Source organism: Streptomyces sp. NRRL S-455 (genome assembly GCF_000717875.1).
In the GTDB taxonomy this organism is placed as follows: Bacteria; Actinomycetota; Actinomycetes; order Streptomycetales; family Streptomycetaceae; genus Streptomyces.
In genome coordinates, this window is record NZ_JOCT01000014.1 from 53,684 (window position 1) to 67,158 (window position 13,475).

12 protein-coding genes are annotated in these 13,475 nt (G+C 71.5%); 4 read left to right on the forward strand and 8 right to left on the reverse strand.

The window, feature by feature from the left end; translation table 11 throughout:
* Positions 1-95: 95 nt before the first annotated feature.
* Positions 96-2,780, reverse strand: a complete 2,685-nt coding sequence (gene ppdK, locus IE97_RS0120080) for a pyruvate, phosphate dikinase (RefSeq protein WP_030242272.1) — start codon at positions 2,778-2,780, stop codon at positions 96-98.
* 331 nt (positions 2,781-3,111) lie between these two features.
* On the opposite strand from ppdK, the gene IE97_RS0120085 reads away from it, so the two are divergent.
* Positions 3,112-3,804 (forward strand): response regulator, encoded by a 693-nt coding sequence (locus tag IE97_RS0120085; protein WP_030242275.1) that lies wholly within the window; start codon positions 3,112-3,114, stop codon positions 3,802-3,804.
* 130 nt (positions 3,805-3,934) lie between these two features.
* Positions 3,935-4,924 (forward strand): Acg family FMN-binding oxidoreductase, encoded by a 990-nt coding sequence (locus IE97_RS0120090; RefSeq protein ID WP_030242278.1) that lies wholly within the window; start codon positions 3,935-3,937, stop codon positions 4,922-4,924.
* Between the two features lie 21 nt (positions 4,925-4,945).
* Here IE97_RS0120090 and IE97_RS0120095 read toward each other — a convergent pair whose 3' ends face one another.
* The 3 genes from IE97_RS0120095 to IE97_RS0120105 all read right to left on the reverse strand — a co-directional run bounded on the left by IE97_RS0120095 (position 4,946) and on the right by IE97_RS0120105 (position 7,707).
* Positions 4,946-6,181 (reverse strand): PP2C family protein-serine/threonine phosphatase, encoded by a 1,236-nt coding sequence (locus IE97_RS0120095; protein WP_030242280.1) that lies wholly within the window; start codon positions 6,179-6,181, stop codon positions 4,946-4,948.
* Positions 6,182-6,304: 123 nt separating this feature from the next.
* Complete coding sequence (locus tag IE97_RS0120100; protein ID WP_030242282.1) at positions 6,305-6,709, reverse strand: pyridoxamine 5'-phosphate oxidase family protein; 405 nt, start codon at positions 6,707-6,709, stop codon at positions 6,305-6,307.
* Between the two features lie 125 nt (positions 6,710-6,834).
* Entirely contained in the window at positions 6,835-7,707 is an 873-nt protein-coding gene (locus IE97_RS0120105; protein ID WP_234331837.1) for a DUF5134 domain-containing protein, read from the reverse strand.
* Between the two features lie 249 nt (positions 7,708-7,956).
* On the opposite strand from IE97_RS0120105, the gene IE97_RS0120110 reads away from it, so the two are divergent.
* Positions 7,957-8,535: a hemerythrin domain-containing protein gene (locus IE97_RS0120110; RefSeq protein WP_030242285.1), complete on the forward strand. Its 579-nt coding sequence runs from the start codon at positions 7,957-7,959 to the stop codon at positions 8,533-8,535.
* Positions 8,536-9,068: 533 nt separating this feature from the next.
* Here IE97_RS0120110 and IE97_RS0120115 read toward each other — a convergent pair.
* From IE97_RS0120115 to IE97_RS0120130, 4 genes are all read right to left on the reverse strand, one after another.
* Positions 9,069-9,476: a four-helix bundle copper-binding protein gene (locus tag IE97_RS0120115; RefSeq protein ID WP_030242288.1), complete on the reverse strand. Its 408-nt coding sequence runs from the start codon at positions 9,474-9,476 to the stop codon at positions 9,069-9,071.
* Positions 9,477-9,642: 166 nt separating this feature from the next.
* Positions 9,643-10,176: a DUF4396 domain-containing protein gene (locus tag IE97_RS0120120; protein WP_030242290.1), complete on the reverse strand. Its 534-nt coding sequence runs from the start codon at positions 10,174-10,176 to the stop codon at positions 9,643-9,645.
* 147 nt (positions 10,177-10,323) lie between these two features.
* On the reverse strand, positions 10,324-12,645 hold the full coding sequence (locus tag IE97_RS0120125) for a heavy metal translocating P-type ATPase (protein ID WP_030242295.1): 2,322 nt from the start codon (positions 12,643-12,645) through the stop codon (positions 10,324-10,326).
* Between the two features lie 24 nt (positions 12,646-12,669).
* Positions 12,670-13,044: an ArsR/SmtB family transcription factor gene (locus tag IE97_RS0120130; RefSeq protein WP_030242297.1), complete on the reverse strand. Its 375-nt coding sequence runs from the start codon at positions 13,042-13,044 to the stop codon at positions 12,670-12,672.
* Between the two features lie 148 nt (positions 13,045-13,192).
* On the opposite strand from IE97_RS0120130, the gene IE97_RS43810 reads away from it, so the two are divergent.
* The gene (locus IE97_RS43810) at positions 13,193-13,465 is read left to right on the forward strand and encodes an HNH endonuclease (RefSeq protein ID WP_420706117.1); all 273 of its coding nucleotides are present in this window, start codon (positions 13,193-13,195) and stop codon (positions 13,463-13,465) included.
* Positions 13,466-13,475 lie beyond the last annotated feature (10 nt).

Consider the following 13,475-nt stretch of genomic DNA (forward strand, 5'->3'; position numbering starts at 1 on the left):
CCGGGTAACGCCCGGACTCCCGCACGGGACCGGCCCCGCGGCCGGGACCCGGGGCCGCGCATTCGACCGGACGGTGTCAGGGCGCAGGATGACCGTCACCTGCTGTCACTGATCTCCGTTCCGGTGAGCGTGGCCCGTCCGGCCTCCAGGCGCGCGACCGGCACGCGGAACGGCGAGCAGGAGACGTAGTCGAGTCCGGCGGCGTGGAAGAAGTGCACCGACTCCGGGTCTCCGCCGTGCTCGCCGCAGACCCCGATCTTCAGGTCGGGCCGTGCGGCGCGGCCCTCGGCGACGGCGATCTCGACCAGGCGTCCCACGCCGTCGCGGTCGATCGTCTCGAACGGGGACACCTTGAAGATGCCCTTGTCGAGGTAGGCGGAGAAGAACGCCGCCTCGACGTCGTCGCGGGAGAAGCCCCACGTGGTCTGGGTGAGGTCGTTGGTGCCGAAGGAGAAGAACCGCGCCTCCTCGGCGATGCGGCCCGCGGTGAGGGCCGCCCTGGGCAGCTCGATCATCGTGCCGACCGGGCAGTCGACGGGGACGCCGGTTTCCCCGGCGACGTCGGCCAGGACCCGCCGCACCTCCTCCCCGACGAGTCGAAGCTCCTCGACCGTGTCGATCAACGGCACCATGATCTCCGCCCGCGGATCCCCGCCCGCCCGCTTGCGCTCGACGACCGCCTCGGCGATCGCCCGTACCTGCATGGCGACCAGTCCCGGCGCCACCAGCCCCAGACGTACGCCGCGCAGGCCCAGCATCGGGTTCTCCTCGTGCATGCGGTTCACGGCGTCCAGCAGCTCGGCGTCGTGCGTGCCGGGCTTGGTGCCGTGTGCCTCGGCGGCGGCGAGGCGTACGGCGAGTTCGGTGCGGTCCGGCAGGAACTCGTGCAGCGGCGGATCCAGGAGCCGGATCGTGACCGGCAGGCCGTCCATCGCTGCCAGGATGCCGACGAAGTCCCGTCGTTGCAGCGGCAACAGGGCTGCCAGCGCGCGCTCGCGCTCGGTGTCGGTGCGGGCCAGGATCATCGCCTCCACCAGCTGCCGCCGGTCGCCCAGGAACATGTGCTCGGTACGGCACAACCCGATGCCTTCGGCACCGAACCGGCGGGCACGGGCGGCGTCCTGCGGTGTGTCGGCGTTCGCCCGCACACCCAGCCGCCGTACTCCGTCGGCTCGTCGCATGGCGTCGGCCACGGCCTCGACCAGTCCATCCGGGACTGTGCCGGTCTCGAAGTACCGCATCACCGCCGAGTCGACGAGCGGGGCCGCGCCCGCGTGGACGGTGCCTTCGGAGCCGTCCACGGAGATGACCGAGCCCTCCTCCACGGTGGTGCCGCCCACGGTGAGGCGGCGCCCCTGTGTATCCACGGTGATCTCTTCGGCGCCGCACACGCACACCTTGCCCATGCCGCGGGCGACCACGGCCGCGTGGCTGGTCTTGCCGCCACGGCTGGTGAGCACGGCCTGGGCGGCGACCATGCCGGGCAGGTCGTCGGGTGTGGTCTCCTGCCGTACGAGGACGACCTTCTCCCCGGCGGCGGCACGCCGGACCGCCTCGGCGGAGTCGAACACCACGGCACCGACGGCGGCTCCCGGTGAGGCCGGGATCCCGTGCGCGAGCGCCTCGCCCACGGCCGAGGTGTCGAACCGCGGGAACATCAGCCGGGCCAGCCCGTCCCCGCTGACACGGGCCAGCGCCTCGTCAGGGCTGATGAGCCCCTCCTCGGCCAGCTCGGCGGCGATGGTGAACGCGGCCTCGGCCGTCCGCTTGCCCACCCGCGTCTGCAGCATCCACAGCTTGCCGCGCTCGATGGTGAACTCGATGTCGCACAGGTCCCGGTATCGGAGCTCCAACGTCCGCATATGATCGCGGAGTTGAGCGTACGACGCAGGGTCCATGCGCTCCAGCTCGGTCAGCGGGACGGTGTTCCGGACGCCCGCCACGACGTCCTCGCCCTGGGCGTGGGGCAGGTAGTCGCCGTACAGGCCGGCACGTCCGGTGGCCGGGTCGCGGGTGAAGGCGACACCGCTGCCGGAGTCGGGACCGAGGTTGCCGAAGACCATGGTCTGCACGTTCACCGCGGTGCCGAGGTCGTCGGGGATGTGCTCACGGCGGCGGTAGAGACGGGCGCGTTCGCGGTTCCAGGACTCGAAGACGGCCAGGACCGCCCGGCGCAGTTGCTCGGCCGGGGACTGGGGGAAGTACTCGCCCGTCTCCACGCGGATCAGCTCCTCGTACGCCTCGACCAGCCCGGCCAGATCGGCCGCGTCCAGGCCCAGGTCGTCGCGGACCCCGCGGGTGTCCTTGAGCCGGGTCAGGATGTCCTCGAACAGCGCGCTGTCGACGCCCATGACGGTGCTGCCGAACATCTGGACGAGACGGCGGTAGGAGTCCCAGGCGAAGCGTTCGTTTCCGGAGGACTTCGCCAGGCCGAGGACGGAGTCGTCGTTGAGGCCGATGTCCAGGACCGTCTCCATCATGCCGGGCATCGAGAAGCGGGCCCCGGAGCGGACGGACAGCAGCAGCGGGTCGTCCGGCTGCCCCAGCCGCCGGCCCGCGGCCTGCTCCAGCAAGGCCAGGTGGCCGGAGATCTCGCGAGCCAGGCCGGCCGGCTCGGACCCGGTGGCGAGGAAGGCACGGCAGGCTTCGGTCGTGACGGTGAACCCGGGTGGGACCGGCAGGCCCATCCTGGTCATCTCGGCCAGGTTGGCGCCCTTGCCGCCGAGCAGGTCGGCCAGGTCACGGCCGCCCTCGGTGAACGCGTACACGTAACGGACCATGGATGTGCCCTTCCTTCCGACACTACCGACGATCGAACCGATTACCGGCTCCGTCGGTGCGGTGGGATACCAGGGTCGACCGCGGCCCGGCGCGGCGGCAGGTGCTGGACGTCCTCGCGGCCGGGGCCGATCGGCCCCGTACAGGCCGCCACCGGCACCGGCCACCCGGGCGATCAGGGCCGACCGGCCCTGGCCCTTCGGCCCGGGATCGCGCAAGACTTCGATAGGCGGGCACCGGTACCACCTCCCTGTGGGGGGAGTCCCGTGCGGGATTCAGACCATCCCGGAATCAGCGACGCAGGCTCAGCCGGCGCAGCACAAGGAGCATGCGATGGCGGACGGCCAGAAGCCCGGCCCCGACAACCCGATCCGCGTCTTCCTGCTCGACGACCACGAGGTGGTCCGGCGCGGTGTGCACGACCTCCTGAACGACGAACCGGACATCACCGTCGTCGGCGAGGCCGCCAATGCCGAGCAGGCCCTGGTGCGGGTGCCCGCACTGCGCCCGCAGGTCGCGGTGCTCGACGTCCGGCTGCCGGACGGCGACGGCGTGACCGTGTGCCGGGAACTGCGCTCGCGCATGCCGGAGCTGGCCTGTCTGATGCTGACCTCGTTCGACGACGAGGAGGCCCTGCTCGACTCGATCATGGCCGGCGCGTCCGGCTACGTGCTGAAGCAGATCCGGGGCTCGGACCTGGTCTCGGCCGTGCGCACGGTGGCCGCCGGCCAGTCCCTGCTCGACCCCAGCGCCACCGCCAGACTGATGGCCCGGCTGCGCCAGGGAGAGGAGCCGGAACCCGTGCCCGACGCCCTGCCGGGCCTGACCGACCGCGAGCGGGAGATCCTCGCCCTGATCGGCGAGGGCCTCACCAACCGCCAGATCGGCCAGCGGCTCTACCTCGCCGAGAAGACGGTGAAGAACCACATCTCACGGCTGCTGGCAAAGCTCGGCGTCGAGCGCCGCATCCAGGCCGCGGTCATCGCCACCCAGGCCCAGGACCGGCTCAGGCAGGAAGGCCGCTGAAGCCGCTCGGGCGAGCCGCCGGGCCGAACGTCCCCCGGCTCACCCCCGTAGGGCCCAAGCCCGGTCCCGTCCCCGGCCGGAAGGCTGGTGGCGACACCGGAGCACCGGCCGCGAGGGGGAGGAGGACGCCATGGCATCACCACTCGATGAGACGACGGTGACCAGGCTGGTGGCCGCGGCCACCGCGGCCCCGTCCATGCACAACGCGCAGCCGTGGCACTTCCGCTGTCTCACCGGCGAGCGGGTCCTCCAGCTCCATGCCGACCTGGAGCGGGCCATGCCCCGCTCGGATCCCGGCAACCGGGCCTTGCACATCGGCTGCGGCGCGGCGCTGTTCAACCTGCGCGTCGCGTCCGTGCACGCGGACCTCGTCCCGGAGACGCGACTGCTGCCCGAGCACGACGATCCGCAGTTGCTCGCCGCTGTGCATCTGGCCGACCTCGCCGGGCGCCCGCATGACGCGGACCTGGCGCGGCTGTATCCGGTGATCCGGCAGCGGCACACCAGCCGTCACCCCTTCGCCGAGAAGGACGTCCCCGAGGACGTCCGGGCCACGTTGCGGGACGCTGCCACCCGGGAGGGAGCCGAGCTGCTGTTCCCCGGCCCCTGGCACGCCGACACCGTGCTCGACCTGGTGCGCGACGCGGAAAGCCGCGACGTCATGGACCCCGGCGCCAACGAGGACCTGCTGCGCTGGACCAGGCTCGGGCCGGAGGCGGACACCGCCGTCGACGGCGTCCCCGAGTACGCCTTCGGGCCGCGCAAACGGGACGGCAAGGCTCCCGTACGGGATTTCACCGGGCGCCGACGGGTGGCCGACCGCGGCACCACCACCTTCGAGCACACCTCCCACCTGGCACTGCTCAGCACCCCCGGCGACGGTCCCGCCGACTGGCTGCGCGCCGGCCAGGCCCTGGAACGCGTCCTGCTGGAGGCCACCCTGGCCGACCTGGCCACCTCACTGACCTCCCACGCCCTGGAGGACCGCGAGCTGCGCCTGCTGGCCCGCGACCCGGGATCGGGCACCGGTCAGGTGCAGATGGTGCTGCGCCTCGGCTACGGCCCGCGCGGCCCGGCCACGCCCCGCCGCCCGGTGGCGGACGTTCTCGACGTCGTGTGAGCGCGAAGGTGCCGCGCGGGGTCACAGGCGGATGATGACGAGGGCGATGTCGTCAGGGGCGCCCCCGGCGACATGGAGACGGGTCAGCAGCGCGTCGGCCAGTTGGCTGGGCGCCAGGATGTGGTCCTCCGCCAGGGCTGTGGTCAGGCGTGCCAGGCCGGTGTCGATGTCTTCGCCACGGCGTTCGATGAGACCGTCGGTGTAGAGCACGAGGGTGTCTCCCGGGGTGTACGTGAGTCCGGCCTGAGGGCGGGGGACATGGTGCTCGCGGGCGCCGAGTGGCGGATCGGTGGCCTGGTCCAGCAGGTCGCAGGTCGCGTCCTGATGAAGCAGGACGGGCGGTGGGTGGCCGGCGTTGCTGTAGATGATCAGCCTGCTGCGGGTGTCGATGAGTACCTTGACCGCGGTCGCGGCCATCGCGCCGTCCACGGACCGGGCGTACAGGCCGAGGACCTCCAGCGCCTGGGCGGGACTGGGAGTGGCGCGGATGACGGCACTCAGGGCGCTGCGGAGCATGCCCATGATCGCCGCGGCGTGCAGGCCGTGGCCGACGACGTCTCCGACCGCCGCGGCGTAGCGGTCGGGCGGCAGGTCGACGACGTCGTACCAGTCGCCGCACACGTTCAGTGAGGTGGTCGCCGGCAGATAGCGCACGGCGATGTTGTCGTGCTGGTCCAGGTCGGGTGCGGAGAGCATGGCCTCCTGCAGCGTGACGGCGACCTGCCGTTCCCGGGCATGGGCCTGGAGCAGTTCCTGGTTCAGGCGGTGCAGCTCGCGGGTCCGCGCGTACAGCTCGGCGGCCATGCCCTTCTCCCGCTCGGTGAACTGCTCGCCGTGCTGGACCGCCCGGCGTGAGCGGACGAAGGCGGTGACGTCCTCGGCCCGCTGGACGATCCACTGCACCGCGCCGTCCGGCCCGGCGAGCGGGGTGTGGATCTTGGACCACCACCGCTCCTCGAAGCCGCCGGGCCGGCCGGGAGCCGGGATGTCATAGCGCTGCAGCACCAGGGTGTCCGGTTTCCCGGAGTCGAGGACCCGGCGCAACGACGCCTCGAGCGTCCGTTGCGCGTCGTCGGGCCCGGCGCGGTTCACCGGGAGGGCGTCGAAGAAGTACTCGCCGACCAGCTGGTTCCTGGTCCGGCCGGTGGTCTGCAGGTAGGCCGGGTTGACGTAGCGGATCACGAGATGCGTGTCCAGCACCAGGTACGGGCTTGGTGTGGCGTCGAAGAACGCCGTGAAATCGAGGTCCGTTGTCATCACGCGCTCTCCGTACTCCCCGAGCGCGACTGCCGAGACTTCCAATCTACGGGCCGTCCAGTGCCCGGGGCGACGGGACCCGCGCCGGGGGGCGTCACACGCCGGGTGGGCCGTGCCGCGTGTTCATCTGAGCTCGCGTCCGGTGACCATCTCCGACTCGATCCGCACGAACGCCGCGTCCCGCAGGGGCATCCAGGACGTGGGTCCGTTCTGCGAGAGCCGCTCGTGCTCCGCGGGATCCGTCACGACGGTGGCCCGACCGGTGACGACCACGCTCCAGCCGGACCGGGCCGTCGCGTCGAACTCGTCCGCCTCGAAGGCGACCACGACGCCGTCGATGGCCCGTACGAGATCCGAGCCCGGCGAGGTGCGCAGCAGGATCGAGGCGTCGGTGTCCAGAGAGAAGTTGACGGGGAGGACCGCGGGCAGCGCGTGCCGGGTGTAGACCACACGGCCGACCGGCACCTTGGCGAGCAGGCGCACGCACTCTTCCCGGTCGAGTGCGCGAAAGGCCTCGTTCTGCGACATCAGTCCATGGTCCCCGCGGTCCCGGCGAGCCGGTAGGGCCGACCGGCCCTACCCCGGTGCATCGCGGCACACATCCGCCCGGGGTATGCCAGAAGAAGCGCGCACAAGGTCTGCACCCGCGAGGTTCAGGCGGCCATCATGGCCAGCATCGCCGACATCGTGCTGCCCATGCCGATGTGGGCCAGCAGTGCGGCACCGGGTGAGGTGCCCGGCGCGCGTCGGCGGCGTCGGCCGCTCGCGGCCGCGGGGGAGCGGTGCTTTTCGCTCCTCGGTCGGGTCCTGTCCCACGCGGAGACGGCCAGCGACGCGATGAACACCACGATCGCGTCGGGCAGGGCCAGAAGGTGGTGCGTCCAGCGGGACCGGCCACTACGGCGGCTTGCTGTCCTGGCCGGCCGGTCGGCGCCGCGGAAGCCGGTCCACAGGGACGCGGCGATCGAGAGTACGAAGTACACGGCGAGTCCCGCCAGGACCAGACGCCAGACCGAGGCGGAACCGGAGGACGCCGCCTGGGCGCCGGCCGAGGCCATGTCGTGACCGGCCATTCCGTGCGCGCCCGTCGCCTCTGAAACGCCTCCAGTGCTCGCCGCTCCATGTCCGTGTCCGTGCCCGTGTCCGGACGTGCCCAGGGCGAGAACCGGACCGGAGGCGCTGCCGGGCATGGCAAGCGTCATGATCACCATGGCCGCGCTGCCGATGATGTGGTGTCCCCAATGGCGGCCGTGGCGCCAGCCGTGTCGCAGCGTGTGGTGTACGGACAGCACGATTCCACCGAGACCGACGGCGGCGAACGCCGTCACCCACACGACGCCGTGGTCCCCGAAGGACGCCGAGGTGGCGGGAAGGAACATGGCGGCCATGCCTCCGGCCATGACCAGGTCGCCTCCCGCGGCGAACCGGACTTCTCTGCTGTCGGCCGCCGCGAGCCGGGCCAGGCTCACCATGGCGACGAGCACGGAGACCGCCACGAGCGACCAGGTCAGAGCCGGACTTCCCATTGCTGCCCTCCGTATCGGGCCGACTTCTACTGATGCCCTTAGTACGCGACGGAGGCCGCAAGTGTTCAGCCTTACCCCCTCGGGGTATGCCGACCCGGCATCCCCGGGCGATCACCTGCGCCGTTCAGCCCCGCGCGGTCGTGGCCGCCCGCCACCACGGAGAACCTGGACGAAGCAAAGGTGCCCGCTGCCCACGGGCCGAAGCCGCTTCGGAACCGCACTCCCAGGGAGGATCCCGTGACCGACGCCATGCCCCACCTCGACGACGCCGGCGAGAACGACGACGTCGTGGCACTGCTGATGCAGCAGCACAACCACATCCGTGGTCTCTTCGCCGAGGTCGAGAATGCCGCCACCGCCGACGACCGGGCGGAGGCATTCCGCAGGCTCGTCCGCCTGCTGGCCGTCCACGAGACCGCCGAGGAGGAAGTGGTCCACCCCTCGGCCCGCCGTCTCCTGCGGGACGGTGAGCAGGTGGTCGACGACCGTCTGGAGGAGGAGAGGGCCGCGAAGGAGAAGCTGAGCCGACTCGATGACATGAACCCCGACGACCCCGGGTTCATGCCCGCTCTGCGGGAACTGCGCGCGGACGTGCTTCAGCACGCGGTTTCGGAGGAACAGTACGAGTTCCCCGGACTACGCGAGAAGGCCGGAGCGCGGCAGCTTGCCCTGATGGCCGCGGCTGTCCGTGCCGCCGAGGCCATGGCGCCCACCCGCCCGCATCCGGGAGTGGAGACGGTGGCGGAGAACGTCGCCGTCGGCCCCGTGGCAGCCGTGATCGACCGGACTCGTGACGCCGTCCGCAAGGCGATGGGCAACGGCAGCTGATCAGGTCGGAACGGAGTGGCCCACACCCCCCGCGCCGACCCAGCGGGCCCACCGGCTGGCGTGAGCCAATCCCACCGACCGGCGCCGATTGGGGTTTCCGCGCGGACGGCGCTCGACACCGGCCATCGTGCTGTCGGTCATCGGAGCACTGATCGTGCTTTCGTGCACGCGGTGACTGCCGAGGGCGGGCCCGCCCTCGAATACCGCATAGCGGCGGTCCTCGACCGGGTCCGCTCGTCCGTCGCCGGCTGAGCTGCCCGGCGCTGGCGCAATCGGTCGCGATCAGACCTCGTTCGGGTGAAGCGGCGCTGCGTGTTCTGCGGACAGCGGCTGGCTACGGTGGCCTGGCCAGTGGGCTTCAGGACGTCCTCGGTATCGCCGTTTTCATCCTTGTCCTGGTCTTCGCCTTCGGAGTGCTCGTCACCGGAGTGCGCGAGCGCGGTGGCCGGTCCTCGCCGACGCAATCCTGATGCTGAGGCGACCGAGGGCCGCCGGATCCAGTCCCCGGCGGCCCTGCTGGGGGGTGCGGCTGGTCAGCCGAGGGACTGAATGAGGTCGTTGCACGCCTGCTCGCAGGAGCGGCAGGCTTCGGCGCACAGGCGGCAGTGTTCGTGCATGTCGGCGTGCGCGGAGCATTCGTCGGCGCAGGCTTTGCAGGCTGTGGCGCACGCGGTGAGGATCGCGCGGGTGATGTTGGCGTCGTAGCCGGTGTGGCGGGACAGGACGGACGCGGTGGTGTTGCAGATGTCGGCGCAGTCCATGTCGGTGCGGATGCACTTGGTGAGCTCACCGACCATGCCCTCGGACAGGCAGGCGTCCGCGCATGCCGTACACGCCTGGGCGCAGGCGATGCATTCCTCGACGCAGCGGGTCAGTTTGTCGCGGTCGACCTGGCCCAGGTCGGCCGGGTAGGTGGCGAGCATGTCCTTGACCGTTGTCATCACCGGTCGCCTCCTTCGGATCGGTGCCGGAGGGCGGCGGGCCGGGACGGTCGCGCCTCTTCCACCTCCGGCCCTTGACGGGTTGGCCCTGGCCCGTGGGCGCAAACGCGGCCAGGGCACCCCTCTTCCGCCAGGGGTGCCCCGACCGCGTGGGCCTGCAGGTGCGTCAGTGGTAGGCGTGGACGACGGCGTGGCCCTTGCCGCGTCCGATCATCCACTTGTTGACCGGCGTGGTGATCAGGAAGGCGACCGCGAACCCGCCCAGCAGGGCCGACCAGAACAGCCCGTCGGACAGGTGGGCGTCCATCGCACCCGGAGTGAGGGCGATGATGGCGTTGTCGACGAACTCCATGACGGCGATCGAGACGGTGTCCGCGGCCAGCGCGACCTTGATCGCCGACTTGAGGGGCAGGCCGGCCCGGACCACCGCGAACAGGGTGAACGAGTAGCCGAACAGGAACGCCAGCGCGATCGCCAGGACCATGGTGGGCACGTTGCCCCACAGCAACGCGGTGCCGATCACCATGCCGAGGATCTCGCCGATGGCGCAGCCCGTCAGGCAGTGCAGCGTCGCCTTCACCGCCGTGGCCCAGGACGCCCCCGCATGGGCGGCACGGTCAGCCGTCCGACCGGTGTGACCGTGAGCTTCGTGCGCGGCGTGGTCGTGCGGGGTGCCGGTGTTGTGAGCGCTGTGGTCCATGACCTTCATCCCCATTCCCGTCCGACGAGGTGCCCGTTCCCGGGGCTGCCATCTCAACCATATACCCTGGGGGGGTATTTCTCCACCGTCGGACACCGCATCGGCGGCGTCCGGCGGTAGAGGGTCGACGGCAGAGGGGTGCTTCAGTCAGTGACTGTCGCAGCACCCGTCGTCGTGGCCGGAGCCGTGGGTGAGTGGCAGTGTCTTCAGCGGGCGGCTCTGGACCGGGGCGGGTGTGGCCAGGGCGCCGCGCTTGACGCGCACGGGCTGGTCGCCTGCGCAGCCGGGGCAGCAGCCACCGGCGGCATCCGCAGTTGCCGGTGTCTTCCGGCCGCCCTCGGCTGCTTGTCCGGTACGCGGGGTGATCGCCAGTAGCGGGCGTTCGGCCGGGCTGGTTGCGGTGGTGGCGGGCTCGGTCGCGCAGTCGTCGCAGCAGCGGTCGTCGGTCTGGCTGGTGTCGCCGCCCGGGGCGACCGCCGCTGTGGTCTGCTGCGGTGCGGGGCGGGCGGGGACGGGCTGGTGCGCGGTCGTGGCGAGGGCAGTGGCGCCCGGCAGTGGGGTGTCCTTGGCGGCGCGGACCGCGTTGGCGATGACCAGGACCTCTGCGAGTTCGTGGAGGAACACCACGGTGGCCAGGCCCACGACGCCGAGGGCGGCCAGCGGGATCAGGACGGTGATGATGGCCAGGGACATGCCGATGTTCTGCAGCATGATGGTGCGCGAGCGGCGGGCGTGGCGCAGTAGCTGAGGCAGGTGGCGCAGGTCCTCGCCCATCAGCGCGGCGTCGGCGGTCTCGATCGCGACGTCGGCGCCCATGGCGCCCATGGCTATGCCGACGTCCGCGGTGGCCAGGGCGGGGGCGTCGTTGATGCCGTCGCCGACCATGGCCACACCGCCCCGGCCGCCCTGGGCGCGCAGCTCGGTGACGATCTGGGCCTTGTCCTCGGGCCGCAGATCGGCGCGGACGTCGTCGATCCCGGCCGTGGTGGCGAGGGTTTGGGCGGTGCGGGCGTTGTCGCCGGTGAGCATGGCCACCTTGACGCCGAGGCGGTGGAGTTCGCGTATGGTCTCGACGGCTTCGGGGCGCAGTTCGTCGCGTACCGCGATGGCGCCGAGCAGGACGTCGTCGCGCTCGACGAGGACGACGGTCGCTCCCTCGTCCTGCAGGCGCTCCACCTCCGCCGCGAGGGAGGCGGGTTCGATGAAGCCGGGGCGGCCGAGCCGCACGGGCGTCCCGTCGGCGTCGCCGCGCAGCCCCTGCCCGACGACCGCCGTGACCTCGGCGGCCTCGGGCACCTGGTCGGCCGCGGCGATGATCGCGGCGGCGAGGGGGTGCTCGCTGCGTGCTTCCAGGGCGGCGGCCAGTCGCAGCACCTGCGCCTCGGTCGCGCCGTTGGCGGTGAGGGTGCCGATGACGCGCGGCTCGTTGCGGGTCAGGGTGCCGGTCTTGTCCAGCGCCACGGTGCGTACGGTGCCGAGCTGTTCGAGGGCGAGGCCGCCCTTGACCAGGGCGCCGGTGCGGCTGGCCGCGCCGACGGCGGCGACGACGGTGAGCGGCACGGCGATGGCCAGCGCGCAGGGCGAGGCCGCCACCAGCACGACCAGGGCCCGCTCCAGCCACAGCAGCGGATCGCCGAGGATCGTGCCGAGTCCGGCGATCAGGATGGACAGGATCATGATGCCCGGCACCAGGGGCCTGGCGAGCCGGTCGGCCAGGCGCTGGCCGGAACCCTTGCGTTCCTGGGCCTCTTCGACGATGTGCACGATGCGGGCCAGGGAGCTGTCCTTGGCCAGGGCGGTGACCTCGACCTCGATCGCGCCGCCGCCGTTGATAGCGCCCGCGTGCACCGGCTCGCCGACGCCTGCCTCGACGGGCATCGACTCGCCGGTGATGGCGGACAGGTCCAGACTGGTGCGTCCCGAGCGGATGACGCCGTCGGTGGCGGCCCGCTGCCCGGGCCGCAGCAGCATCACATCGCCCAGCACCAGCTCGTCCGGTGCGAGCTGCACCTCGCGGCCACCGCGGAGGACGGAGGCGGTGTCGGGGACCAGGTTTAGCAGCGCGCGCAGGCCCTGCCGGGTGCGGACGACCGCGTAGTGCTCGAGCCCCTCGGCGATGGAGAAGAGCACGCCGAGCATGGCGGCCTCGAAGAACTGACCGAGCGCCACCGCGCCGACCGCGGCGATGGTCATCAGCGTGCCGACGCCCACGTGCCGGTGGGTGAACAGGTTGCGGACGGCCGCCGGGACGAAGGTGGAGGCGCCGACCGCGACCGCGGCCGGCTCAAGGACCGTCTCCGGGGTCTCGGCGCCGGCGCGGCCGGTCAGCCATGCGGCCAACAGCAGCACGCCGGCCACTACGGCGAACTGCAGCTCACGTACGTGCCACAGCCGCCGGGGGCTCTGGTCGCGCTCCTCGGTTCCGGCAGTGGCGTTCGCCTCGGCCGGCGCGCAGCACTCCGCACCCATCGAGATCCCCTTCCCTCGTTCGTCCTAGATCTCTATGGCGGTATGGACGTCGTCGCCGAGAAGCACGGCCACCAGAGCCCGGCCCCGCTCGGTGAGTGCGTACATCACCAGCCGCCCGTCCCGGCGGGAGGTGGCAAGCCCCGCATTGCGCAGCTGCCGTACGTGGTGGGAGACGAGGTTCTGCGCCTGCCCGACGATCCACGCCAGGTCGCACACACACAGCTCGTCACCGGCCGCCAGTGCCGCGGCCACCTTCAACCGCGTCGGGTCAGCCATCCCCTTGGCCGCCGACGCGGCGGGTTCCACCACGGCGAGCGACGGCAACCGCCCGCGGATCTCCTCCGCGCGGGGAAGGTCAAGGCAGAGCAGGTCGCAGGCGTCGACACGTTCTTCGGTCATATCAATATCCTAATGCTCATTGATATGTCGGCGCAGCCGACCATCGCCAGTACGGCAAGGGGCACAGCCAGAAGAACGGTACGGCGCGGTGTCCGTGCCGTGCGGCCGGCAAGTCTCCTACGAGGGAAAGACACAGCTTGTCCACCATGTGGTGTTCAGGTTGCCGGTCGGTGAGATTCCGGAGGGCTTCCAGGTGCGTCATGCCGATCCTCGGGAACGGCACTTTACGCTTTGCTGCAACCCGGACCACCTGGAAGCCGCGCCGAAGAAGGAAGCTCTGAGGACGCACCGTCCCCACGTCCCACGCGTACCAGCCGGAGAACTCGTGTCTGGATCCCCGAGGGTTCCGGCAGTGCCGGACGTCCCGAACCGAGAGGGTCAAGAGCCGTCGGGTTCCCCCGGGCCGTGTGAGATTTCGTGATACGTGAGAG

Coding starts and splice junctions, on each gene's coding strand:
- IE97_RS0120095 (WP_030242280.1), bottom strand. CDS start 6,181: ATGACAACGGACCTCGATTTCACGGCGTTCTTCGACGCCACACCAAGC.
- IE97_RS0120085 (WP_030242275.1), top strand. CDS start 3,112: ATGGCGGACGGCCAGAAGCCCGGCCCCGACAACCCGATCCGCGTCTTC.
- IE97_RS0120090 (WP_030242278.1), top strand. CDS start 3,935: ATGGCATCACCACTCGATGAGACGACGGTGACCAGGCTGGTGGCCGCG.
- ppdK (WP_030242272.1), bottom strand. CDS start 2,780: ATGGTCCGTTACGTGTACGCGTTCACCGAGGGCGGCCGTGACCTGGCC.
- IE97_RS0120105 (WP_234331837.1), bottom strand. CDS start 7,707: ATGGGAAGTCCGGCTCTGACCTGGTCGCTCGTGGCGGTCTCCGTGCTC.
- IE97_RS0120115 (WP_030242288.1), bottom strand. CDS start 9,476: ATGACAACGGTCAAGGACATGCTCGCCACCTACCCGGCCGACCTGGGC.
- IE97_RS0120100 (WP_030242282.1), bottom strand. CDS start 6,709: ATGTCGCAGAACGAGGCCTTTCGCGCACTCGACCGGGAAGAGTGCGTG.
- IE97_RS0120130 (WP_030242297.1), bottom strand. CDS start 13,044: ATGACCGAAGAACGTGTCGACGCCTGCGACCTGCTCTGCCTTGACCTT.
- IE97_RS0120125 (WP_030242295.1), bottom strand. CDS start 12,645: ATGGGTGCGGAGTGCTGCGCGCCGGCCGAGGCGAACGCCACTGCCGGA.
- IE97_RS0120120 (WP_030242290.1), bottom strand. CDS start 10,176: ATGGACCACAGCGCTCACAACACCGGCACCCCGCACGACCACGCCGCG.
- IE97_RS0120110 (WP_030242285.1), top strand. CDS start 7,957: ATGCCCCACCTCGACGACGCCGGCGAGAACGACGACGTCGTGGCACTG.